Raw genomic sequence first — 22,162 nt, 5'->3', positions numbered from 1 at the left:
GGCGTTTCGTGCCCGAGAAAAGCCGCTTTTGCGGCGAGGGTTGCGGCAAAAGCCCGGTTTGGGCCAAAGGAACGCACGGTTTGGCCGGCTCCCACCGGGAGCTGACCTGTCGCAGCGCCAAGGCATTTTGAATGTCGAAGCCGGCAGCAGCCGGATCGATGGTCGCGCCAGAAACAAAAGGACTAGGCAATGGCCCGTAAGAAGATCGCCCTCATCGGCTCCGGCCAGATCGGTGGCACGCTCGCTCACCTCGCCGGCCTCAAGGAGCTGGGCGACGTCGTCCTGTTCGACATCGCCGAGGGCATTCCGCAGGGCAAGGGCCTGGACATCGCCGAGTCCGCTCCGGTCGACGGCTTCGACGCCGGCTACAAGGGCACGAACTCCTACGAGGACATCAAGGGCGCCGACGTGATCATCGTCACCGCCGGCGTGCCGCGCAAGCCCGGCATGAGCCGCGACGACCTGATCGGCATCAACCTCAAGGTGATGAAGTCGGTCGGCGAGGGCATCAAGCAGTATGCCCCGAAGGCCTTCGTGATCTGCATCACCAACCCGCTCGACGCGATGGTCTGGGCGCTGCAGAAGTTCTCGGGGCTCAAGCCCAACATGATCTGCGGCATGGCCGGCGTGCTCGATAGCGCCCGCTTCCGCCACTTCCTCGCCGAGGAATTCCAGGTCTCGGTCAAGGATGTCTCGGCCTTCGTGCTCGGCGGCCATGGCGACGACATGGTGCCGCTGGTCCGCTACTCGGGCGTCGCCGGCATCCCGCTGCCGGACCTCGTCAAGATGAAGTGGACCACGCAGGAGAAGCTGGACGCCATCGTCGAGCGCACCCGCAAGGGCGGCGGCGAGATCGTCAACCTGCTCAAGACCGGCTCGGCCTTCTACGCCCCGGCGGCTTCCGCGATCGCGATGGCCGAGAGCTATCTCAAGGACCAGAAGCGCGTCCTGCCTGCGGCGGCTGCGCTGCGCGGCCAGTACGGCGTCAAGGACATGTTCGTCGGCGTTCCCGTCGTGATCGGCGCCAAGGGTGTCGAGCGCGTCGTCAAGATCCGCCTCAACGGTGCCGAGAAGGAGATGCTGGCGAAGTCGGTGGCTTCGGTCCAGAACCTGATCGACGCCTGCAAGACCGTCGATCCGTCACTCGCGTAAGTTAAGCGGGGGCGGCGGCGCGACAACGCGCGGCCGCCCTCTCGTCAATTTTCGGTCGCTGTCAGGGAAACCGAGCACATGAACATCCACGAATACCAGGGCAAAGCCATCCTCAAGGAATTCGGCGCGCCCGTTTCGGCCGGTTTCCCGGCTCTCACGGTGGCGGAGGCGGTCGAGGCCGCCAAGAAGCTGCCGGGGCCGCTTTACGTCGTGAAGTCGCAGATCCACGCCGGCGGGCGCGGCAAGGGCAAGTTCAAGGAACTCGGCCCCGACGCCAAGGGCGGCGTTCGCCTTGCCAAGTCGGTCGAAGAGGTCGAGGCCCACGCCAAGGAGATGCTTGGCAACACCCTCGTGACCATTCAGACCGGCGAGACCGGCAAGCAGGTCAACCGCCTCTATATCGAGGACGGCTCGGACATCGAGAAGGAGTTCTACCTCTCGGCACTGGTCGACCGCGAGACCTCGCGCATCGCCTTCGTCATCTCGACCGAGGGCGGCATGGACATCGAGGCCGTCGCCCATGACACGCCCGAGAAGATCGAGACCTTCTCGGTCGATCCGGCGACCGGCATCATGCCGCATCACGGCCGCGCCATGGCGCGCATCCTCGGATTGCAGGGCGATCTCGCCAAACAGGCCGGCACCGTGCTCGGCCAAATCTACACCGCGTTCGTGGCCAAGGACATGGACATGCTGGAGATCAACCCGCTGATCGTGACCACCCAGGGCCAGCTCAAGTGCCTGGACGCCAAGGTCTCGTTCGATTCCAACTCGCTCTATCGTCACCCCGACGTGGTTGCGCTGCGCGACACCACGGAAGAGGACGAGAAGGAGATCGAGGCCTCCAAGTACGACCTCGCCTATATCGCGCTCGACGGCACGATCGGCTGCATGGTCAACGGCGCGGGCCTCGCGATGGCGACGCTCGACATCATCCAGCTCTACGGTGAAAGCCCTGCGAACTTCCTCGACGTCGGCGGCGGCGCCAGCGAAGAGAAGGTGACGGCGGCGTTCAAGATCATCACCGCCGACCCGAAGGTGAAGGGCATCCTCGTCAACATCTTCGGCGGCATCATGAAGTGCGACGTCATCGCGCGCGGCGTCATCGCCGCGGTGAAGGCTGTCGGCCTTCAGGTTCCGCTGGTCGTGCGCCTCGAAGGCACCAATGTCGAGGAAGGCAAGCAGATCATCCGCGAGTCCGGCCTCAACGTCATCCCCGCCGATGACCTCGACGACGCCGCGCAGAAGATCGTCGCCGCGGTCAAGAAGGCCTGAGGAGCAGACATGTCCATCCTGATCGACAAGAACACCAAGGTCATCACCCAGGGCTTCACCGGCAAGAACGGGACCTTCCATTCCGAGCAGGCGATCGCCTATGGCACGCAGATGGTCGGCGGCACCTCGCCGGGGAAGGGCGGCTCGCTCCATCTCGGCCTGCCCGTCTTCGACAGCGTGCATGAGGCCAAGGCCAAGACCGGCGCCACGGCGTCCGTCGTCTACGTGCCGCCTCCGGGCGCGGCCGATGCGATCTGCGAGGCGATCGATGCCGAGATTCCGCTCGTCATCTGCATCACCGAGGGCATCCCGGTGCTCGACATGGTCCGCGTCAAGCGTTCGCTGGTCGGCTCCAAGACCCGCCTGATCGGCCCGAACTGCCCCGGCGTCGTCACCGCCGGCCAGTCGAAGATCGGCATCATGCCGGCGAACATCTTCAAGCCGGGCTCGGTCGGCATCGTTTCGCGCTCGGGCACGCTGACCTATGAAGCGGTGTTCCAGACCACCCGCGAGGGCCTCGGCCAGACCACGGCTGTCGGCATCGGCGGCGACCCGGTCAAGGGCACCGAGTTCATCGACATGCTTGAGATGTTCCTGGCCGACGATAAGACCGAGTCGATCGTCATGATCGGCGAGATTGGCGGCTCGGCCGAAGAGGACGCGGCGCAGTTCATCAAGGACGAAGCCAAGCGTGGCCGCAAGAAGCCGATGGTCGGCTTCATCGCCGGCCGCACGGCTCCTCCCGGCCGCCGCATGGGCCATGCCGGCGCGATCATCTCGGGCGGCAAGGGCGGCGCCGAGGACAAGATCGCGGCGATGGAAGCTGCCGGAATCCGGGTCTCGCCCTCGCCGGCGCGCCTTGGAAAGACCTTGGTCGAAGTGTTGAAGGGCTGACATCGGTTGAGCGGCCTGGCGGGGTTCGTCCCGGTCAGGCCGACAACGGTCTTACCTTACGAAACGATTAGGTCGGGCCTGAGGCCCGGCCGAGCGAACTGAACAGGGATGTCCGGGCAAGGGTTCGGGCGTGGCTTAAGCGGCGAAGGAAGGCAGGAGCATCATGGCTCGCCAGGATATCAACGAGGCTCTCGCGCAGACCGGCTTCCTCTATGGCGGCAACGCTGCCTATATCGAGGACCTCTATGCCCGCTACGAGGCTGACCCCAAGTCGGTCGACGAGCAGTGGCAGGGCTTCTTCGGCGCGCTGAAGGACGACAAGGAAGCCGTCCTGCAGAATGCCAAGGGCGCCTCCTGGAAGAAGCCGAACTGGCCGGTCGCCGCCTCTGGCGAGCTGGTCTCGGCGCTGGACGGCAACTGGGCCGTCGTCGAGAAGGTGATCTCCGACAAGCTCGGCGCCAAGGCCAAGGCCGCCGGCACCGCGCTCTCCGCGGCGGATGTGCAGCAGGCGACCCGCGACTCGGTGCGCGCGATCATGCTGATCCGCGCCTACCGGATGCGCGGCCATTTCCATGCCAAGCTCGATCCGCTGGGTATCGAGAGCCGCACCGACCATGAGGAATTGTCGCCGGCTGCCTTCGGCTTCACCGACGCCGATCTCGACCGCAAGATCTTCATCGACAACGTGCTCGGTATGGAGTTCGCCACGGTCCGCGAGATGGTCGCGGTGCTGCAGCGGACCTATTGCGGTACGGTCGGCATCGAGTTCATGCACATCTCCGACCCCGAGCAGAAGGCCTGGCTGCAGGAGCGCATCGAGGGGCCGGACAAGGAGATCGCCTTCACCAAGGAAGGCAAGAAGGCGATCCTGAACAAGCTGGTCGAAGCCGAGGGCTTCGAGAAGTTCCTCGATCTCAAGTTCACCGGCACCAAGCGCTTCGGCCTGGACGGCGGCGAGGCGCTGGTTCCGGCGCTGGAGCAGATCATCAAGCGCGGCGGCGCGCTCGGCGTGCGCGACATCGTTTTCGGCATGGCTCATCGCGGCCGCCTCAACGTGCTGACGCAGGTGCTGGGCAAGCCGCATCGCGCGCTGTTCCACGAGTTCAAGGGCGGGTCCTTCGCGCCTGACGACGTCGAGGGCTCGGGCGACGTGAAGTACCATCTCGGTGCGTCCGCCGATCGCGAGTTCGACGGCAATAACGTCCACGTCTCGCTGACCGCCAACCCGTCGCATCTTGAGATCGTCGACCCTGTCGTGCTCGGCAAGGTGCGCGCCAAGCAGGACCAGTTCGGCGACATCGTCGAGCGCTCGAAGGTGCTGCCGCTGCTGATCCATGGCGATGCGGCCTTCGCCGGCCAGGGCGTCGTGGCGGAATGCCTCGGCCTGTCCGGGCTGAAGGGCCACCGCACCGGCGGCTCGCTGCATTTCATCATCAACAACCAGATCGGCTTCACCACCTATCCGCGCTATTCGCGCTCCTCGCCCTATCCGTCCGACGTGGCGAAGATGGTCGAGGCCCCGGTCTTCCATGTGAACGGCGACGATCCGGAAGCGGTGGTCTTCGCTGCCAAGGTCGCGATCGAGTTCCGGCAGAAGTTCCACAAGCCGGTCGTGATCGACATGTTCTGCTATCGCCGCTTCGGCCATAACGAGGGCGACGAGCCGGGCTTCACCCAGCCGCTGATGTACCGCAAGATCCGCGGCCACAAGTCGACGCTGGAGCTCTACGGCGAGAAGCTCGCGGCCGAAGGTGTGATCGAAGCCGGCGAGCTCGACGCGATGCGCGCCGCCTGGAAGGCGAAGCTCGAGGTCGAGTTCGACGCCGGCCAGGCCTTCAAGCCGAACAAGGCCGACTGGCTCGACGGCCGCTGGGCCGGGATGAAGGCGATCCGCGCCGACGAGGACGATCCGCGCCGCGGCGCCACCGGCGTGCCGGCGGCGGTGCTGAAGGAGATCACCGAGAAGATCACGGCCGTCCCGGCCGGCTTCAACGTCCACAAGACGATCCAGCGCTTCCTCGACAACCGCAAGAAGGCGGTCGAGGCCGGCGAGGGCATCGACTGGGCGACGGCCGAATCGCTGGCCTTCGGCTCGCTGCTGCTCGACGGCAATCCGGTCCGCCTCTCCGGCCAGGATTGCGAGCGCGGCACCTTCTCGCAGCGCCATTCGGTGCTGATCGACCAGGAGACCGAGGCCCGCCACACCTCGCTGAACGACATCCGCGAGGGGCAGGCGCGCTACGAGGTCATCAACTCGATGCTCTCGGAAGAGGCCGTGCTCGGCTTCGAATACGGCTACACCCTGTCGGAGCCGAACGCCCTGACCTGCTGGGAAGCGCAGTTCGGCGATTTCGCCAACGGCGCGCAGGTCGTGTTCGACCAGTTCATCTCGTCGGGTGAGCGCAAGTGGCTGCGCATGTCGGGCCTCGTCTGCCTGCTGCCGCACGGCTATGAGGGCCAGGGGCCGGAGCACTCCTCTGCCCGCCTGGAGCGCTTCCTGCAGATGTGCGCCGAGGACAACATGCAGGTGGCGAACTGCTCGACCCCGGCGAGCTATTTCCACATCCTGCGTCGGCAGCTGAAGCGCGACTTCCGCAAGCCGCTGATCCTGATGACGCCGAAGTCGCTGCTGCGCCACAAGCGCTGCGTCTCCGACCTCAGCGAGCTGGCCGAGGGCTCGACCTTCCACCGCGTGCTGGCTGACGATGCCGAGCGCGGCAAGTCGACCACCAAGCTGGTCAAGGATTCGAAGATCCGCCGCGTCGTGCTCTGCTCGGGCAAGGTCTATTTCGACCTGCTGGAGGAGCGCGAGAAGCGCGGTGTCGACGATGTCTACCTGATGCGCGTCGAGCAGCTCTATCCGTTCCCGCTGAAGACGCTGGCGCAGGAGCTGGCGCGCTTCAAGGGCGCCGACGTCGTCTGGTGCCAGGAAGAGCCGAAGAACATGGGCTCCTGGACCTTCGTCGAGCCCTACTTGGAATGGGTTCTCGGCCATGCCGGCTCGAAGTCGAAGCGTCCGCGCTATGTCGGCCGCCCGGCCTCTGCCGCGACCGCGACCGGCCTGATGTCCAAGCATCTCGCCCAGCTCAACGCCTTCCTCGACGAGGCCTTCGCGGCCTGACATCCTTCCCGGCGGCGCCTAAAGGCGCTGCCGGATTTCATTGCCGCATCGGCGCCTCAGCCGGTGCCGAACCTGCCGCCAGAGAACGAGACAACAGAGGCCTGACATGGCGACCGAAATCCGCGTACCCACCCTCGGCGAATCCGTTTCCGAGGCCACCATCGGCAAGTGGTTCAAGAAGCCGGGCGAGGCGGTGAAGGCCGACGAGCCCCTGGTCGAGCTCGAGACCGACAAGGTGACGCTGGAAGTCAACGCGCCGGCCGCCGGCGTGCTCGGTGAGATCGTCGCCAAGGAAGGCGATACGGTCGGTGTCAGCGCGCTGCTCGGCACGATCGCCGAAGGCGGTGCTGCTGCCGCAGCGGCTCCTGCTGCGAAGGCCGAGGCCAAGCCTGCCGCCGCTCCGGCTCCCGCTGCCGAGGCTCCGAAGGCTGCCGCGACCAAGGCCGCCGATTCCGGCCCGGCCGTCTCGCGTCTGGCTGCCGAGAGCGGCGTCGACCCGTCCAAGGTCGCTGCCTCGGGCAAGGATGGCCGCGTCACCAAGGGCGACATGCTCGCCGCGATCGCGACCGGCGGCGCTGCCGCCCCGGCCGCCGCGCCTGCTCCCGTTGCCGTCCGTGCCCCGTCGGCGCCGAATGACGGCGCCCGCGAAGAGCGCGTCAAGATGACCAAGCTGCGCCAGACCATCGCGCGCCGCCTGAAGGAGGCCCAGTCCAACGCGGCGATGCTGACGACCTTCAACGAGGTCGACATGTCCGGCGTGATGGCGCTGCGCAACCAGTACAAGGATGTGTTCGAGAAGAAGCACGGCGTGAAGCTCGGCTTCATGGGCTTCTTCGTGAAGGCCTGCGTGCAGGCGCTGAAGGAGATCCCGGCAGTCAATGCCGAGATCGACGGCACCGACATCATCTACAAGAACTACTACCATATCGGCGTCGCCGTCGGCACCGAGAAAGGCCTGGTGGTTCCGGTGGTGCGCGATGCGGACGAGCTCTCCATCGCCGGCGTCGAGAAGAAGATCGGCGAGTTCGGTCGCAAGGCCCGCGACGGCAAGCTCTCGATCGAGGAGATGCAGGGCGGCACCTTCACCATCTCGAATGGCGGCGTCTACGGCTCGCTGATGTCGACCCCGATCCTGAACGCGCCGCAATCGGCAATCCTGGGCATGCACAAGATCCAGGAGCGCCCGGTCGTCGTCGGCGGCAAGATCGAGATCCGCCCGATGATGTATCTCGCGGTCAGCTACGATCACCGCATCATCGACGGCAAGGAAGCCGTGACCTTCCTCGTTCGCATCAAGGAAGGCCTGGAGGACCCGGCGCGCCTCGTCCTCGATCTCTGATCGCGCGGGACGGGATATGTCGGGCGTTGCGATCGTCACCGGCGGCAGCCGGGGAATCGGCCGGGCGACCGCGATCCTGCTCGCGGAGCGCGGCTACGATCTCGTCGTCAACTACCAGTCCAATGCCGAAGCCGCGACTGATACGGTCGCGGCCGTCAACGGCCAAGGCCGGCAGGCTGTGGCGGTCAAGGGTGATGTCGGCAATGAGGCCGATGTCGCCGCGATCTTCGCGGCGGCTGACCAGCTCGGTCGGTTGACCGCGCTGGTCAACAATGCCGGCGTCATCGATGCCCCGCAGCGTCTCGACGAGATGGATTTCGCCCGGCTGGAGCGGATGTTCCGGATCAACCTGACCGGCAGCTTCCTCTGCGCCCGCGAGGCGGTGAAGCGGATGTCGACCCGCCATGGCGGGCAGGGCGGTGGCATCGTCAACCTGTCCTCCGCCGCGGCGGTGCTGGCCGGCGCCGGGCAATATCTCGACTATGCTGCCGCGAAGGCTGGCATCGACATCTTCACGCTCGGCCTCGCTCGCGAGGTCGCGGCCGAGGGCATCCGGGTCAATGCCGTCAGGCCCGGCATCATCGATACGGAGATCCATGCCAGCGGCGGCATGCCCGATCGCGTCGCTGCCTTGCGCGACCAGCTTCCGATGAAGCGCGAGGGCACGGCGCGCGAGGTGGCGCAGGCGATCGCCTGGCTGCTCTCGGACGAGGCCTCCTACACCAACGGAACCGTCTTGAACGTGACCGGCGGGCGCTGAAGCGCCGCCGCATTCGAACACAGGAAAGGAAGTCACCATGGCTGCGGCCTACGATCTCGTCGTCATCGGAACCGGCCCCGGCGGCTATGTCTGCGCCATCCGCGCCGCCCAGCTCGGCCTCAAGGTCGCGGTGGTCGAGAAGCGCAAGACCCATGGCGGCACCTGCCTCAATGTCGGCTGCATCCCGTCCAAGGCGTTGCTGCATGCTTCCGAGATGTTCGAGGAAGCCGGCCACACCTTCGAGAAGCTCGGCATCGTCGTCGGCAAGCCGAAGCTCGATCTCAAGGCGATGATGGCCCACAAGCAGGAAACGATCGACGCCAACGTCACCGGGGTCGGCTTCCTGCTGAAGAAGAACAAGATCGACGCCTTCCACGGCACGGCCTCGATCCCCGCCGCCGGCAAGGTCGTCGTGACCGCCGAGGATGGCAAGGCGCAGGAGATCGAGACCAAGAACATCGTCATCGCGACGGGTTCGGAATCGGCGCCGCTGCCGGGCCTGACCGTCGACGAGAAGACCGTCGTGACCTCGACGGGCGCGCTCGAGATCGGCGCTGTGCCGAAGGAGCTCGTCGTGGTCGGCGCCGGCGTGATCGGCCTCGAGATCGGTTCGGTCTGGGCGCGTCTCGGGGCGAAGGTCACCGTCGTCGAATATCTCGACCGCATCCTGCCGGGCATGGATGGCGAGGTCGCCAAGCAGTTCCAGCGCATCCTGCAGAAGCAGGGCTTCACCTTCCAGCTTGGCTCCAAGGTCACCAAGGTCGAGACGGGCAAGAAGGGCGCGACCGTCACCGTCGAGCCCGCGGCTGGCGGCGCGGCGACCACGCTCAATGCCGATATCGTGCTGGTCGCGATCGGCCGCCGTCCGAACACGGATGGCCTCGGCCTCGACAAGGCCGGCGTCGCGACCGAGAAGGGCCGCGTCGTTATCGACGATCATTTCAAGACCAATGTCGCCGGCATCTACGCCATCGGCGACGTGGTGCGCGGGCCGATGCTGGCGCACAAGGCCGAGGATGAGGGCGTCGCCGTCGCCGAGATCATCGCCGGCAAGCATGGCCATGTGAATTACGACGCCATTCCCGGCATCGTCTATACCGCGCCGGAAGTCGCCGCGATCGGCAAGACCGAGGAAGAGCTGCAGGCAGCGGGTGTCGCCTACAAGGTCGGCAAGTTCCCGTTCACCGCGAATGGCCGCGCCCGCGCCATGCGTCATACCGACGGCTTCGTGAAGGTGCTGGCCGATGCGGCGACCGACCGCGTGCTTGGCTGCCACATCATCGGCCCGCATGCCGGCGACCTGATCGCGGAAGTGACCGTGCTGATGGAGTTCGGCGGCTCGTCGGAAGACCTCGCCCGCACCTGCCACGCGCATCCGACGCTGGCCGAGGCCGTGAAGGAAGCCGCGATGGCGGTAGAGAAGCGCCAGATCCATATGTGATCGGGCTGGCGGGCCGTGCCTCTGGTGCGGCCCTGCTGCAAGAACGAAAAAGGAGCTGCAGGACTGCAGCTCCTTTTTCGTTCGAGGACTACTGGGAAAAGCCTGACCGCTGAGCTCAGCCGCGCCGCGCGTGAAAAGCCGTCAGCGTGTTCTTGAGCAGGCAGGCGATGGTCATCGGGCCGACGCCGCCGGGGACCGGGGTGATCGCGCCCGCGACCTTCACGGCTTCCGCGAAATCGACGTCGCCGGTCAGCTTGCCGTCGGGCAAGCGGTTGATGCCGACATCGATCACGGTCGCACCGGGCTTGATCCAGTCGCCCTTGACCATGCGCGGGCGGCCGACCGCGGCGATGACGATATCGGCGCGCTTCACCACGGCGGCCAGGTCGCGGGTGCGCGAATGAGCGATGGTGACGGTGCAATCGGCCTGGAGCAGAAGCTGGGCGACCGGGCGGCCGACCAGCTCGGAGCGGCCGATCACGACGGCATCAAGTCCCGACAGCGATGGCAGGGCCTGCTTCAGCAAGAGCATGGAGCCGAGCGGCGTGCAGGGCACGAGCCCGTTCTTGCCGCCGGCGAGCAGGCCAGCATTGATCGGGTGCAGGCCGTCGACATCCTTGGCCGGGTCGATGGCGTCGATGATGCGGCCGGTATCGATATGCTTCGGCAATGGGAGCTGGACCAAGATGCCGTCGACGCTGTCGTTGGCGTTGAGCTCGGCGAGCTTGGCGAGAAGCTGCGCTTCGGTCGTCTCGGCCGGCAATCGATGGGCAACCGAGTTCATGCCGATCTCGACCGCAAGCCTTTCCTTCGAGGCGACATAGACCTTGCTCGCCGGGTCCTCACCGACCAGGACAACATGCAGCCCTGGCGTCAGTCCACGCGTAGCCTTGATGGCCGCGACCTCGCGGCCGATCTCGGCCCTGAGCGCGGCCGCGGTGGCCTTGCCGTCGATAATGCGGGCGTCGCCGGTCATGGGTCCGACCTCGTGTTGGCTGATGACGCCGCCCTCATGCGCGATCCAGCCCGCATGAACAAGCCCGAATGCGCGGCTTTCCCGGTTGCGACGTCATCGGCGGGGGAGGAGGGGCCGGCGCGGCTTGCGGGTGCTCCATCGGCCCGGTATCGACGAACCGGAGCTTGAGAGGCAGGAGAGGCGAGGACAACGTGACGACCGGTTTCGCCCGCCTGCCCGATACGCCCACCTTCCTGCTGACCGATCTGCGTGTGCCTGCTTGCCTGATTGAGGGCACCGACCTTCCGGCCGACCGCAACGGGCTGGCGCGTGTCGATCTTGCGATCGTTGATGGCCGCGTGGCCGCGATCGAGCCCGCCGGAACGGCAGCGGCCGGGACCGGAGCCGTTGTGAACCTCGACGGCGGCATCGCACTGCCTCGGCTCGTCGATGCGCATGTCCATCTCGACAAGGGCCATATCTGGCCGCGCAGCCCCAACCCGGATGGCACCTTTCCGGGCGCGCTGAACACTGTAGGTGCTGATCGCGAGGCGAACTGGTCGGCCGAGGACGTGCGCGCGCGCATGAATTTCTCGCTGCGCAGTGCTTTCGCCCATGGCACGGCGGCGATGCGGACGCATCTCGATTCGATCGGCAAGCAGATCGGCATCTCCTGGCCGGTCTATGCGGAATTGCGGGCGGAATGGGCCGGGCGCATCGCGCTTCAGGCCTCGCCCCTCTTCGGCGCCGATGCCGCGCTCGACCCGGCGCATATGGCGGCGGTGGTCGCAGCCGTGAGGGCGCATGGCGATCGCTTGCTCGGCTGCGTCACCTATATGATCCCGGAACTCGACCGGGCGCTCGACATCCTGTTCCGGGCGGCGATCGAGAACGGCTTCGATCTCGATTTCCATGTCGACGAGACCAACGACCCGGCGGCGCGCTCGCTGGAGCACATTGCGGATGCGGCTTTGCGTCATCGCTTCGCGGGCAAAATCCTGTGCGGGCATTGCTGCTCGCTCGCCCTTCAGGCACCGGAGGACGAGGCGCGCATCATCGCCAAGGTCCGCGAAGCGGGCATTGCCGTGGTCTCGCTGCCGCTGTGCAACATGTATCTGCAGGACCGCCAGCCCGGCCGCACGCCGCGCTGGCGTGGCGTCACGGCGCTGCATGAATTGAAGGCTGCCGGTGTGCCGGTGGTGATCGCCTCCGACAACACCCGCGACCCGTTCTACGCCTATGGCGATCTCGATCTCGTCGAGGTGCTGCGCGAGGGCACGCGCATCCTGCAGCTCGATCATTCCGGACTGGACTGGGCCAAGGCGGTGGCGCGCACGCCGGCGCGGGTGATGGATATCGAAGGCGGCGTCATCGCCGTCGGCGCGCCGGCCGATCTCATCCTGACGCGGGCGCGCGACTGGACCGAACTCTTCTCCCGGCCGCAGGCCGATCGCACCCTGCTGGTTTCCGGCCGGGCGATCGACCGGACGCTGCCGGATTACCGCGAACTCGACCATCTGATGGGCAGAGCATCATGACTGCACGCTATGACATCGCCACGCTGAAGAGCCGCATCAGTGGCATCCGTACCGAGGAGAACCCGGCGCTGGTGAAGCAGAAGAGCCGCGACTTCTTCTGGTACTCGCCGATCCTGAAGCGTCAGCTCGATCATGTCGTGGCCGATATCGTGGTCTCGCCGACGAGCGAGGCCGAGGTCGTGCAGGTGCTCGCCGCCTGCCACGAACTCGGCATTCCCGTAACGCCGCGTGGCACCGGCACTGGCAATTACGGGCAGGCGATGCCCCTCTCGGGTGGCGTGCTGCTCGACCTTTCGGGCTTCAACAAGGTCAAGGAAATCGCCGCCGGCCGCTATGTCGCCGAGCCCGGTGCGATCATGGCCCGGATCGATGACGAGACGCGGGCGCATTCGCGGCAGGAGCTGCGGCTGCATCCGTCGACCTACCAGACGGCCTCGATCGGCGGCTTCATCGCCGGTGGCTCGGGCGGCGTCGGCTCGATCAAATGGGGGGGCCTGCGTGACTGGGGCAACATCATCCGGCTCAAGGTCGCGACGATGGAGGCAAGCCCGCGCATCCTCGAATTTTCCGGCGAGGACCTGCACAAGGTCGCCCATGCCTATGGCACCAACGGCATCATCACCGAGGTCGAGATGCCGCTCGGCCCGGCCTACAACTGGGTCGATGTCATCGTCGGCTTCGAGGACCTGCGCGCCGCGACCGAATTCGCCAATGCGGTCGGCGAGCAGGACGGGCTTGCGCTGAAGAACCTCTGCGTCGTCGCGGCGCCGGCGCCGCACGATTATTTCCTGCGCCATCGCAAGTTCCTGCCGCGCGACAGCCATCTCGTCATCGTCATGGCCGCCGATTTCGCGGTCGACGCGCTCTGCGCCTATGCGCGCCGCTTCAAGGGCGCGGAACTGCTGCTGCGCACCGACAAGCTCGCGCCCGAGGATGCCAAGGGCCTGCCGCCGGCCTATGAACTCGGCTGGAACCACACGACGCTCAGGGCGCTGCGCGTCGACCCGGCGATCACCTATCTGCAGGTGCTCTATCCCTATCCCAACCAGGTCGATCTGGTGGACAAGATCCATGCCCGCTTCGGCGACGAGGTGACCTGCCATCTCGAATTCGTGCGCTTCGACGGCAAGATCACCTGCTTCGGCCTGCCGCTGGTGCGCTTCACCACCGAGGAGCGGCTGGAGGAGATCATGGCTGTTCATGAGGAGATGGGCGCGCCGATCTTCAATCCGCACCGCTACACGCTGGAGGAGGGCGGCATGAAGCAGACCGACGAGACGCAGCTCGCCTTCAAGCGCGAGGCCGATCCGCAGGGCCTGCTCAATCCCGGCAAGATGATCGCCTGGGAGGACCCGGCCTACGATTATCGCTCCGGCAAGACCTTTCTGTTCCGCAGCTTGTCTGAGGCCGGAGTCGGCTAAGCACCATGCGCGTCCTCGTCCTCTACGCCCATCCCGTTCCGGAAAGCTTCGGCGCAGCCATCCACGAGACGGTGGTCGCCAGCCTGAAGGCGGCGGGGCACGAGGTCGATGATTGCGACCTCTATGCCGAGGGCTTCGACCCGGTGCTGAGCCGGGAGGAGCGGCGCGGCTATCACGACACGAACAGCAACACATTGCCGGTTGCCGGTTATGTCGAGCGGGTGAAGCGGGCCGAGGCGCTGGTGCTGTGCTTCCCGGTCTGGAATTTCGGCTATCCGGCTATCCTGAAGGGCTTCCTCGATCGCGTCTTCCTGCCCGGCGTCTCTTTCGAGATGGTCGAGGGCAAGGCGCAGCCGGCTTTGCACAATATTCGCCGGCTGGTCGCGGTCACCAGCTATGGCGGCTCGCGCTGGCGGGCCTTCCTGATGGGCGATCCGCCGCGCAAGGCGGTCTGCCGGGCCCTGCGGGCCGTCTGTCATCCGCTGGCGCGCACGACTTATCTCGCTCATTATGAGATGAACCTCTCGACACCGGCCAGCCGGGCGGCCTTCCTGAAAAAAGTCGCCGCGAAACTCGCGTCCTCTTCGCTCTGACATCCGGTTGTCATCCGTCTGTCATGTTCGCGCGCGAATACGCAGCCGGCGAAGCGTCTCGCTTATCCGTCCAAGGATCGGCCCGAAGGATCGACCCCATGACCAAGGCAATCGAGAAGAGCGTCGGCCGTGCCCTGCTCGTTACCGCGCGGCTGCATCGCTCGCGGATGGGTGAGAGGCTGAACGGCCTGGGGTTGTTCCCGGGGCAGGAGCAGGCGCTGAAGGCGCTGCAGCCGGCCCCGATGACGATGGGCGAGCTTGCCGCATTGCTGCGCGTCAAGCCGCCGACCGTGTCGAAGACGATCGGGCGGCTTTCGCTGCAGGGTCTCGTGACGCGCGAGGGTGGTAACCGCGATGGCCGCCTCGTGCAGGTCGCGCTGACCGAGGCTGGCCAGAAGACTGCGGCCGAGCTCGACGCGGTCTGGAACGACGTCGAGGACGAGCTTCTCGACAAACTCGACGGCAGGGAGCGCAAGCAGCTGCGTAAGCTCCTCCGCAAGGCGGCCAAGGGCCTCTCCAAGGCCGGCGCCGAGCAGGACGATGTCGAGGCTGATCTCGACGAAGCCGATAGCGACGCCTGATTTCTGCATGGAGCGCATGCTCCAGCGTACTGGCGACGCCGCCTAAATCGGTTCAATCTATTTCGTCATTCCTCCAGAGCATGGCGAGACCCGTGTCCTCTCCTTCAGCGGCGCCTTCCGAGACGGGTCGCGCGCGCATGGCCGCGATCGGCCTGATGTGTGCGGCCGTCGTGCTGTTCTCGCTGCTCGATACCAGCGCGAAATGGCTGGGCCAGTCGATGAACCCGCTGCAGGTGGTGTTCGCGCGCTATGCCGGCAGCATGATCCTGGTCCTGGCGATCATCAATCCATGGACGCGCCCCGGCGTGCTGCGGACCAGCCGCCCCTGGCTGCAATGGGGCCGCTCGCTGCTGCTGCTCGGCTCGACGGCGCTCAACTTCATCGCGCTGCGCTATCTCCAGCTCGCCGAGACGATCTCGATCATGTTCGCGACGCCGCTCCTGGTGGCGCTGGCGTCCGGGCCGCTGCTCGGGGAATGGCCGGGACCGCGCCGGCTTGCGGCGATCGGCGTCGGCTTCCTCGGCGTGCTGGTGGTGACGCGGCCGGGTGTCGGCGGCATGCATCCGGCGGCATTGCTGAGCGTGCTGGGCTGCCTGTGCTACGCCTTCTATTCGCTGGCGACGCGAGTGCTGTCCGGCCACGATTCATCGGAAACGACGATGATCTATTCGGGCGCGGCGGGGACGCTGGCGACTATTCCGCTCCTGCCCTGGATCTGGGAGACGCCGCAGACGCTGTTGCCCTGGCTGCTGATGTTCGCTGTGGGTGCGCTCGGCGGCTTCGGCCATTGGCTGCTGATCCTGGCGCATCGGCTGGCGCCGGCCACGGTGCTGGCGCCCTTCATCTACTCGCAGATCGTCTGGATGCTGCTGCTCGGCTGGCTGGTCTTCGACCAGTTGCCGGATCGCTGGACCTTCGTCGGCGCCGGCATCGTGATCTCGTCGGGGCTCTACCTGCTCTATCGCGAGCGGGTGCGGCATGTGCCGGAGGAAGCGGCTTCGGCAAGGCTCGACTGAGGTCGTTCAAGGCGCGCCATGCTCGGGCTTGACCCGAGCATCTCTTGCGGGAAGAGGCGCCCTATCCTGCCAGAGATTCTCGGGTCTGCGCTTCGCTTCGCCCGAGAATGACGATGCGAGGCGTTCTTAGACCGTGACCTGCGTGCCGACCTCGACGACGCGACCGGTCGGGATCTGGAAGAAGTCCGTGGCGTCGGTGGCGCTCTTGGTCAGGCCGATGAAGAGATTGTCCTGCCACATCGGCATGCCCGATTGCGGGGAAGCCTTGATCGAGCGGCGCGACAGGAAGAACGAGGTCGACATGATGTCGAACTTGAAGCCCTGCTTGCGCAGCATGGCCAGGCCCTTCGGCACGTTAGGGCTCTCCATATAGCCGTAGACCATGTCGACGCGCCAGAAATCGTCGGTGATGCGGGCAAGGCGCACCCGCTCCTCCTCGACGACGCGAGGCGTATCGGCCGAGCGCACGGTCAGCACGACGTTGCGCTCGTGAAGCACCTTGTTGTGCTTGAGGTTGTGCAGCAGCGAGGCCGGCGCGGTCTCGGGGTCGCTGGTCAGGAAGACGGCCATGCCCTTGACGCGAGCGGGCGGGCTCTTCGACAGCATGGTGACGAGCTCGAGCAGCGGCACATCGGTCTTGCGGGTCTTGTCGAACAGGATCTTGGTGCCGCGCATCCAGGTCCACATCACCAGAGTCAGGCCCATGGCGAGCAGCACCGGCACATAGCCGCCGTGGAACAGTTTCAGCATGTTGGCCGAGAAGAAGGAGACGTCGACCAGGAAGAAGGGGAGGATGAGGGCAGCGGTCGCCAGCGGGCTCCAGCCCCAGTGGCGGCGGATGACGATCGAGGCCAGCATCGACGAGACCACCATCGTCCCGAAGACCGAGATGCCATAGGCATGCGACAGGCTCGACGACGTCCGGAACGACCAGACCAGGATCAGCACCACGACCAGCAGCAGCAGGTTGACGCGCGGCACGTAGATCTGGCCGGAAGTCTGCTCGGAGGTGTGACGGATCTCCATGCGCGGGAGGAGGCCGAGCTGGATCGCCTGCCGGGTCAGGGAGAAGGCGCCGGTGATCACCGATTGGCTGGCGATGATGGTCGCGACCGTCGCCATGATGACGAAGGGCAGCAGCAGGCCCTGCGGCGCGAGCCGGTAGAACGGATTGTCGATGGCGCTGGGATCAGAGAGGATCAGCGCGCCCTGGCCGAGATAGTTGAGCCAGAGAGCGGGGAAGACGACATAGAGCCAGGCGCTCCGGATCGGGCCGCGGCCGAAATGGCCCATATCGGCATAGAGTGCCTCGGCACCCGTCACCGCCAGACAGACCGAGCCGAGCACGGCCAGCGCCACGCCGGCATGGTCGTGGAAGAACAGCAGCGCGTAATACGGGTTGATCGAGCGGAAGACGCTGAGATCATCGGCAATGTGATAGATGCCGAGCCCGGCCAGCGTCAGGAACCAGACCAGCATGATCGGACCGAAGAAGGTCGCGACACGATGGGTCCCGTGGCTCTGCATGACGAACAGGCCGATCAGGATCGCCGAGGCGATCCAGAGGATATAATCGTTGAGTGCGGGCGTGATCAGCTTGACGCCCTCGATCGCGGAGAGAACCGAGATCGCCGGAGTGATGACGGTATCGCCGTAGAACAGGCCCGCGCCGATCATGCCGAGCAGCAGCGCGACATGGCTGCGCGCCCGCCCGAGGCTGCGCTGGGCCAGCGCGACGAGAGTGAGGATGCCGCCTTCGCCGTTATTGTCGGCGCGCATCAGCAGCACGACATATTTCAGCGTCACCACGATGACGAGCGACCAGAGAATCAGCGAGAGCACGCCGATGACGACGGTCGGAGGAATGACCGCGCCCTCTTCGCCGCCGGTCGCGGCCAGCAGCGTCTCGCGCAGCGCGTAGAGCGGGCTGGTGCCGATATCGCCGTAGACGACGCCGAGCGCGCCCAGAGCCAGCGCCCCGACGCCCATCTTGCCGTGACCGTGGCCCCCATTCTGGCCGTGGGCGGCGTCGAGCCCGAAGCGTGAATCCTCCGGCCGAACGGTCGCAGGATTCGGGTTCTCATGCCCCATCAGGGATCTCCGCTCATGCTGCGGTGCAGCGAAAGGCCGGGGCCTCTAGCACGTTGCGGGCGGCGCGCAAAGGCGTGATCAGCCAGTGGCGCCGAGGCCGACGCCGAAGCGCCGTTCGATATAGCTGGCGACCATGGCCTTGAATTCGGCGGCGATGCCGGCGCCGCGGAGCGTGGCGACCTTCTTGCCATCGACGAAAACGGGCGCCGTCGGCGCCTCGCCGGTGCCGGGCAGCGAGATGCCGATATCGGCATGCTTGGATTCGCCGGGGCCGTTGACGATGCAGCCCATCACCGCGACGTTGAGGTTCTCGACGCCGGGATACTGCGTCTTCCATTCCGGCATGGAATTCGAAATCCAGCTTTGGATATCCTGCGCCAGCTCCTGGAACACGGTCGAGGTCGTGCGGCCGCAGCCGGGGCAGGCGGCAACCAGCGGCACGAAGGCGCGGAAGCCCATGGTCTGGAGCAGTTCCTGCGCCGTCCTGACCTCGAGCGTGCGGTCGCCGCCGGGCTCGGGGGTCAGCGAATAGCGGATGGTGTCGCCGATGCCTTCCTGCAGCAGGATGCCGAGCGCGGCCGAGGAGGCGACGATGCCCTTCGAGCCCATGCCGGCCTCGGTCAGGCCGAGATGGATGGCGTAGTTCGCCCGGCTCGCCAGCATGCGGTAGACCGTGATCAGGTCCTGCACGCCGGAGACCTTGGCGGAAAGGATGATGTATTCGCGTGCGAGCCCGATCTCCTCGGCGCGCTCGGCCGAAAGCAGGGCCGATTGCACCATCGCCTCGCGCATGATGGCGCGGGCATCGAGCGGGCGCACGGCACGCGCGTTCTCGTCCATCAGCGCGGTCAGCAGTTCCTGATCGAGCGAGCCCCAGTTGGCGCCGATCCGCACCGGCTTGCGATGCTTGATCGCGAGCTCGATGATCTGGCTGAACTGCTTGTCCTTCTTGTCCTTGAACCCGACATTACCGGGGTTGATCCGGTATTTCGCCAGCGCCTCGGCGCAGGCTGGATGATCGGCGAGCAGCTTGTGGCCGATATAATGGAAGTCCCCGACCAGTGGCACGTCGACGCCGATGCGGTCGAGCCGCTCGCGGATCTTCGGCACGGCAGCCGCCGCCTCGTCGCGATCGACGGTGATGCGGACGAGTTCCGAGCCCTGGCGGGCGAGTGCGGCGACCTGCGCGACCGTGCCGGCGATATCGGCGGTGTCGGTATTGGTCATCGACTGCACGACGATGGGTGCGCCGCCGCCGACCGTGACATGGCCGACCTTGACCGGGACGGTGAGCTGCCGGCCCAGCGGGCCTGCGCGTTCCGGCGTCAGATAGGAAAAGGCGCGCTCGTTCATGCGGGCTGCTCTATCACGATCCGGAATTGCGGCAATGCTCGCATCGCCCGACGATCTCGACCATCTGGTGCGAGGGTGAGAATTGCCGGTTTTCGGCGATCGCCGCCACCGCTTTCTTCATGGCGGGCGAGGAATCCTCGTCGACCCCGCCGCAGGATTCGCAGATCAGGAAGGCGACGACCTCGTTCGCGCCATGGCCGTGCAGGCAGGCGACATAGGCATTCTTCGACGAGAGCCGGTGGACGAAGCCCTGCTCGACCAGGAAATCGAGCGCCCGGTAGATCGAGATCGGCGCGAGGCGGCGCCCGCCGGCCGGCGAGATGCGGTCGGCGAGATCATAGGCCCCGACCGGGCGGTGGTCGGCATGGAGCGCCTCCAGCGCCTGCCGCCGGATCGGGGTCAGGCGCAGGCCCCGCTCGCGACAGATGCGTTCGGCCCGGGCGAGGGCCTCCGCGGCGTGGCGGCGATGGTCCTCGGCATGGCGGCAAGGCCCCTCGGCATGGGCATGCGATGCATGGTCATGATCGCCGTGATGGCGCGCGTCAGGCTGCATTTTCGTCATGTTGCGTTGCGAAGACTCATCGGGCACCCTGCGACGATATCCTGTCGGCGCATCGTCCGTTCGACCCCGAACCTAAGCATTTTCTCCCCGATTGTCAGGAGCCTTGACGCTCATGTTCCTCAAAGACCGTACCGCCGCCATTACCGGCTCGACCTCCGGCATCGGGTTGGCCTATGCCCGCGCGCTCGCAGCCGAGGGTGCCAACCTCGTCATCAACGGCATCATGGCCCCGGCCGATGCCGAGAAGCTGCGCACCGATCTGGAACAGGAATTCGGCATCAAGGTGGTGTTTTCGGGCGCCGACATGACCAAGCCCGCCGAAATCGCCGGCTTTATCGCCGAGGGCGAGAAGGTCTTCGGCGCGATCGACATCCTGATCAACAATGCCGGCATCCAGTTCGTCTCGCCGATCGACGAGTTCCCGATCGAGAAATGGGACCAGATCATCGCGATCAACCTGTCCTCGGCCTTCCACACCACCCGCGCCGCGCTGCCGAAGATGAAGGAGAAGGGCTGGGGCCGCATCATCAACACCGCCTCGGCGCATGCCTTCGTCGCCTCGCCCTTCAAATCGGCCTATGTCGCGGCCAAGCACGGCATCGCCGGCCTGACCAAGACGGTGGCGCTCGAAGTCGCGACCAAGGGCATCACCGTCAATGCGATCGCGCCGGGCTATGTCTGGACGCCGCTGGTCGAGAAGCAGATCCCGGACACGATGAAGGCGCGCGGCCTCACCAAGGAGCAGGTCATCAACGACGTGTTGCTCGACGCCCAGCCGACAAAGGAATTCGTCACGGTCGAGCAGGTCGCGGCGCTCGCGGTGTTCCTGTGCACGGATTCCGCGAAGTCGATCACCGGGACGACGCTGCCGATGGATGGCGGCTGGACCGCCGCGTGAGCGGGCGCCCCTCCCGCAAGGCCGAACCGGTCAAGGGACTGGTCGGGCCGAAGGCGGAGAAGACGGTTTCGCTCGCGCTGCAGGGCGGAGGCGCGCATGGCGCCTTCACCTGGGGCGTGCTCGACGCCATCCTGGAAGACGGGCGCCTCGGCATCGAGGCGCTGACCGGCACCAGCGCGGGTGCGATGAACGCGGTCGTGCTGGCCGAGGGCTGGATCGATGGCGGGGCCGATGGCGCGCGCACCAAGCTCGAGGCCTTCTGGCGGGCGATCAGCGTCGACGGCAAATATGGCGGCTCGGAACGCTCGCTGCTCGACACGATGCTCGGCGCCTGGGGCAACAATAACGGCACGCCGCCGGGCATGCTGTTCTTCGAGATGTTCGCGAAGGTGGCGAGCCCCTATGACGTCAATCCGCTGAACATCAACCCGCTGCGCGGCGTCGTCGCCGACCTCATCGATTTCGACAAGGTCAGGGCCTGCGATGCGGTGAAGCTGTTCATCGCGGCGACCAATGTCCGCACCGGCAAGATCGCGGTGTTCGACGGCAAGGACCTGACGCCGGACCATGTGATGGCCTCGGCCTGCCTGCCGATGGTGTTCCAGGCGGTCGAGATCGACGGCGAGGCCTATTGGGACGGCGGCTATATGGGCAATCCCGCCCTGTTCCCGCTGTTCTACAAGGCGCATTGCGACGACATCCTGCTCGTGCAGATCAACCCGATCCAGCGGCGGGAATTGCCGACCAAGGCGCGCGAGATCCAGGACCGGCTGAACGAGATCACCTTTAATGCCTCGCTGCTGCGCGAATTGCGGGCGATCGACTTCGTCAACCGCCTGATCGACGACGGCAAGCTGCCGCGCGAGGAATATAAGCGCGTGCTGATGCATCGGATCGACGGCGGCCCGCCGCTGGCGGAATTGACCTCGTCCTCGCGGATGAATGCGGAATGGTCCTTCCTGCTCAAGCTGCGCGACATGGGCCGCACCGCCGGCCGGCGGTGGCTGAAGCGCAATTACGAGGCGATCGGCAAGAGCGGGACGCTCGACCTCAGGGAAGCGATTTTCTGAGCGGTGTGTTGACCTTGCGCTGAACCAAGCGGGTCATCCCGGACGGAGCGTAGCGGAGATCCGGGATCCATTCCGGAGCCTCACCGAGGCATGTTCTGGAAT

Annotated in this window: 18 protein-coding genes; 14 read left to right on the top strand and 4 right to left on the bottom strand. The window is 66.1% G+C overall.

The window, feature by feature from the left end:
• Window positions 1-189 precede the first annotated feature (189 nt).
• The 7 genes from mdh (at window position 190) to lpdA (ending at window position 9,982) form a co-directional block, all read left to right on the top strand.
• Window positions 190-1,152, top strand: a complete 963-nt coding sequence (gene mdh, locus ASE61_RS20285; protein ID WP_061969967.1) for a malate dehydrogenase — start codon at window positions 190-192, stop codon at window positions 1,150-1,152.
• A gap of 78 nt (window positions 1,153-1,230) precedes the next feature.
• Window positions 1,231-2,427, top strand: coding sequence for an ADP-forming succinate--CoA ligase subunit beta (gene sucC, locus ASE61_RS20280; RefSeq protein WP_061969965.1), 1,197 nt, complete (start codon window positions 1,231-1,233; stop codon window positions 2,425-2,427).
• 9 nt (window positions 2,428-2,436) lie between these two features.
• Window positions 2,437-3,321: a succinate--CoA ligase subunit alpha gene (gene sucD, locus ASE61_RS20275; protein ID WP_061969963.1), complete on the top strand. Its 885-nt coding sequence runs from the start codon at window positions 2,437-2,439 to the stop codon at window positions 3,319-3,321.
• A 163-nt stretch (window positions 3,322-3,484) separates the two neighbouring features.
• Window positions 3,485-6,442 carry a 2-oxoglutarate dehydrogenase E1 component gene (locus ASE61_RS20270; protein ID WP_061969962.1) on the top strand — a complete coding sequence of 986 codons (2,958 nt, stop codon included), beginning with the start codon at window positions 3,485-3,487 and terminating at the stop codon, window positions 6,440-6,442.
• A 106-nt stretch (window positions 6,443-6,548) separates the two neighbouring features.
• On the top strand, window positions 6,549-7,781 hold the full coding sequence (gene odhB, locus ASE61_RS20265) for a 2-oxoglutarate dehydrogenase complex dihydrolipoyllysine-residue succinyltransferase (protein WP_061969960.1): 1,233 nt from the start codon (window positions 6,549-6,551) through the stop codon (window positions 7,779-7,781).
• 16 nt (window positions 7,782-7,797) lie between these two features.
• A complete protein-coding gene (locus ASE61_RS20260; protein ID WP_061969959.1) occupies window positions 7,798-8,541 on the top strand; it encodes an SDR family oxidoreductase in 744 nt (247 codons plus the stop codon).
• A 37-nt stretch (window positions 8,542-8,578) separates the two neighbouring features.
• Window positions 8,579-9,982, top strand: a complete 1,404-nt coding sequence (gene lpdA, locus ASE61_RS20255; protein WP_061969957.1) for a dihydrolipoyl dehydrogenase — start codon at window positions 8,579-8,581, stop codon at window positions 9,980-9,982.
• A 115-nt stretch (window positions 9,983-10,097) separates the two neighbouring features.
• Here lpdA and folD read toward each other — a convergent pair whose 3' ends face one another.
• Window positions 10,098-10,958, bottom strand: coding sequence for a bifunctional methylenetetrahydrofolate dehydrogenase/methenyltetrahydrofolate cyclohydrolase FolD (folD, locus tag ASE61_RS20250; protein WP_061969955.1), 861 nt, complete (start codon window positions 10,956-10,958; stop codon window positions 10,098-10,100).
• A gap of 191 nt (window positions 10,959-11,149) precedes the next feature.
• Between folD and ASE61_RS20245 the strand changes: the two genes are divergently transcribed.
• From ASE61_RS20245 to ASE61_RS20225, 5 genes are all read left to right on the top strand, one after another.
• Window positions 11,150-12,475: a cytosine deaminase gene (locus ASE61_RS20245; protein WP_244492928.1), complete on the top strand. Its 1,326-nt coding sequence runs from the start codon at window positions 11,150-11,152 to the stop codon at window positions 12,473-12,475.
• Complete coding sequence (locus ASE61_RS20240) at window positions 12,472-13,896, top strand: FAD-binding oxidoreductase (RefSeq protein WP_061969953.1); 1,425 nt, start codon at window positions 12,472-12,474, stop codon at window positions 13,894-13,896. Before ASE61_RS20245 ends, ASE61_RS20240 begins: the two co-directional genes overlap by 4 nt.
• A gap of 5 nt (window positions 13,897-13,901) precedes the next feature.
• Window positions 13,902-14,489, top strand: a complete 588-nt coding sequence (locus ASE61_RS20235; RefSeq protein WP_061969951.1) for an NAD(P)H-dependent oxidoreductase — start codon at window positions 13,902-13,904, stop codon at window positions 14,487-14,489.
• A 98-nt stretch (window positions 14,490-14,587) separates the two neighbouring features.
• Window positions 14,588-15,070 (top strand): MarR family winged helix-turn-helix transcriptional regulator, encoded by a 483-nt coding sequence (locus ASE61_RS20230; RefSeq protein WP_061969949.1) that lies wholly within the window; start codon window positions 14,588-14,590, stop codon window positions 15,068-15,070.
• 92 nt (window positions 15,071-15,162) lie between these two features.
• Window positions 15,163-16,086: a DMT family transporter gene (locus ASE61_RS20225; protein WP_244492926.1), complete on the top strand. Its 924-nt coding sequence runs from the start codon at window positions 15,163-15,165 to the stop codon at window positions 16,084-16,086.
• A gap of 126 nt (window positions 16,087-16,212) precedes the next feature.
• On the opposite strand, the gene ASE61_RS20220 is transcribed toward ASE61_RS20225, so the two are convergent.
• The 3 genes from ASE61_RS20220 to ASE61_RS20210 form a co-directional block, all read right to left on the bottom strand.
• Window positions 16,213-18,177, bottom strand: coding sequence for a potassium transporter Kup (locus ASE61_RS20220; RefSeq protein WP_082617576.1), 1,965 nt, complete (start codon window positions 18,175-18,177; stop codon window positions 16,213-16,215).
• Between the two features lie 78 nt (window positions 18,178-18,255).
• Window positions 18,256-19,530 carry a flavodoxin-dependent (E)-4-hydroxy-3-methylbut-2-enyl-diphosphate synthase gene (gene ispG / locus ASE61_RS20215; protein WP_061969945.1) on the bottom strand — a complete coding sequence of 425 codons (1,275 nt, stop codon included), beginning with the start codon at window positions 19,528-19,530 and terminating at the stop codon, window positions 18,256-18,258.
• Between the two features lie 13 nt (window positions 19,531-19,543).
• Window positions 19,544-20,092 (bottom strand): Fur family transcriptional regulator, encoded by a 549-nt coding sequence (locus ASE61_RS20210; protein WP_244492924.1) that lies wholly within the window; start codon window positions 20,090-20,092, stop codon window positions 19,544-19,546.
• Window positions 20,093-20,204: 112 nt separating this feature from the next.
• Here ASE61_RS20210 and ASE61_RS20205 point away from each other — a divergent pair, with 112 nt between their 5' ends.
• Entirely contained in the window at window positions 20,205-20,990 is a 786-nt protein-coding gene (locus ASE61_RS20205; RefSeq protein ID WP_061969943.1) for a 3-hydroxybutyrate dehydrogenase, read from the top strand.
• The gene (locus ASE61_RS20200) at window positions 20,987-22,060 is read left to right on the top strand and encodes a patatin-like phospholipase family protein (protein WP_082617574.1); all 1,074 of its coding nucleotides are present in this window, start codon (window positions 20,987-20,989) and stop codon (window positions 22,058-22,060) included. The genes ASE61_RS20205 and ASE61_RS20200 overlap by 4 nt, the downstream gene beginning before the upstream one ends.
• Window positions 22,061-22,162: the final 102 nt, after the last annotated feature.

The sequence above is a fragment of the Allobosea sp. Root670 genome, assembly GCF_001429415.1.
In the GTDB taxonomy this organism is placed as follows: domain Bacteria; phylum Pseudomonadota; class Alphaproteobacteria; order Rhizobiales; family Beijerinckiaceae; genus Allobosea; species Allobosea robiniae.
Note: the sequence above shows the minus strand (reverse complement) of the source record. Positions and strands in the feature narration are given on the sequence as shown.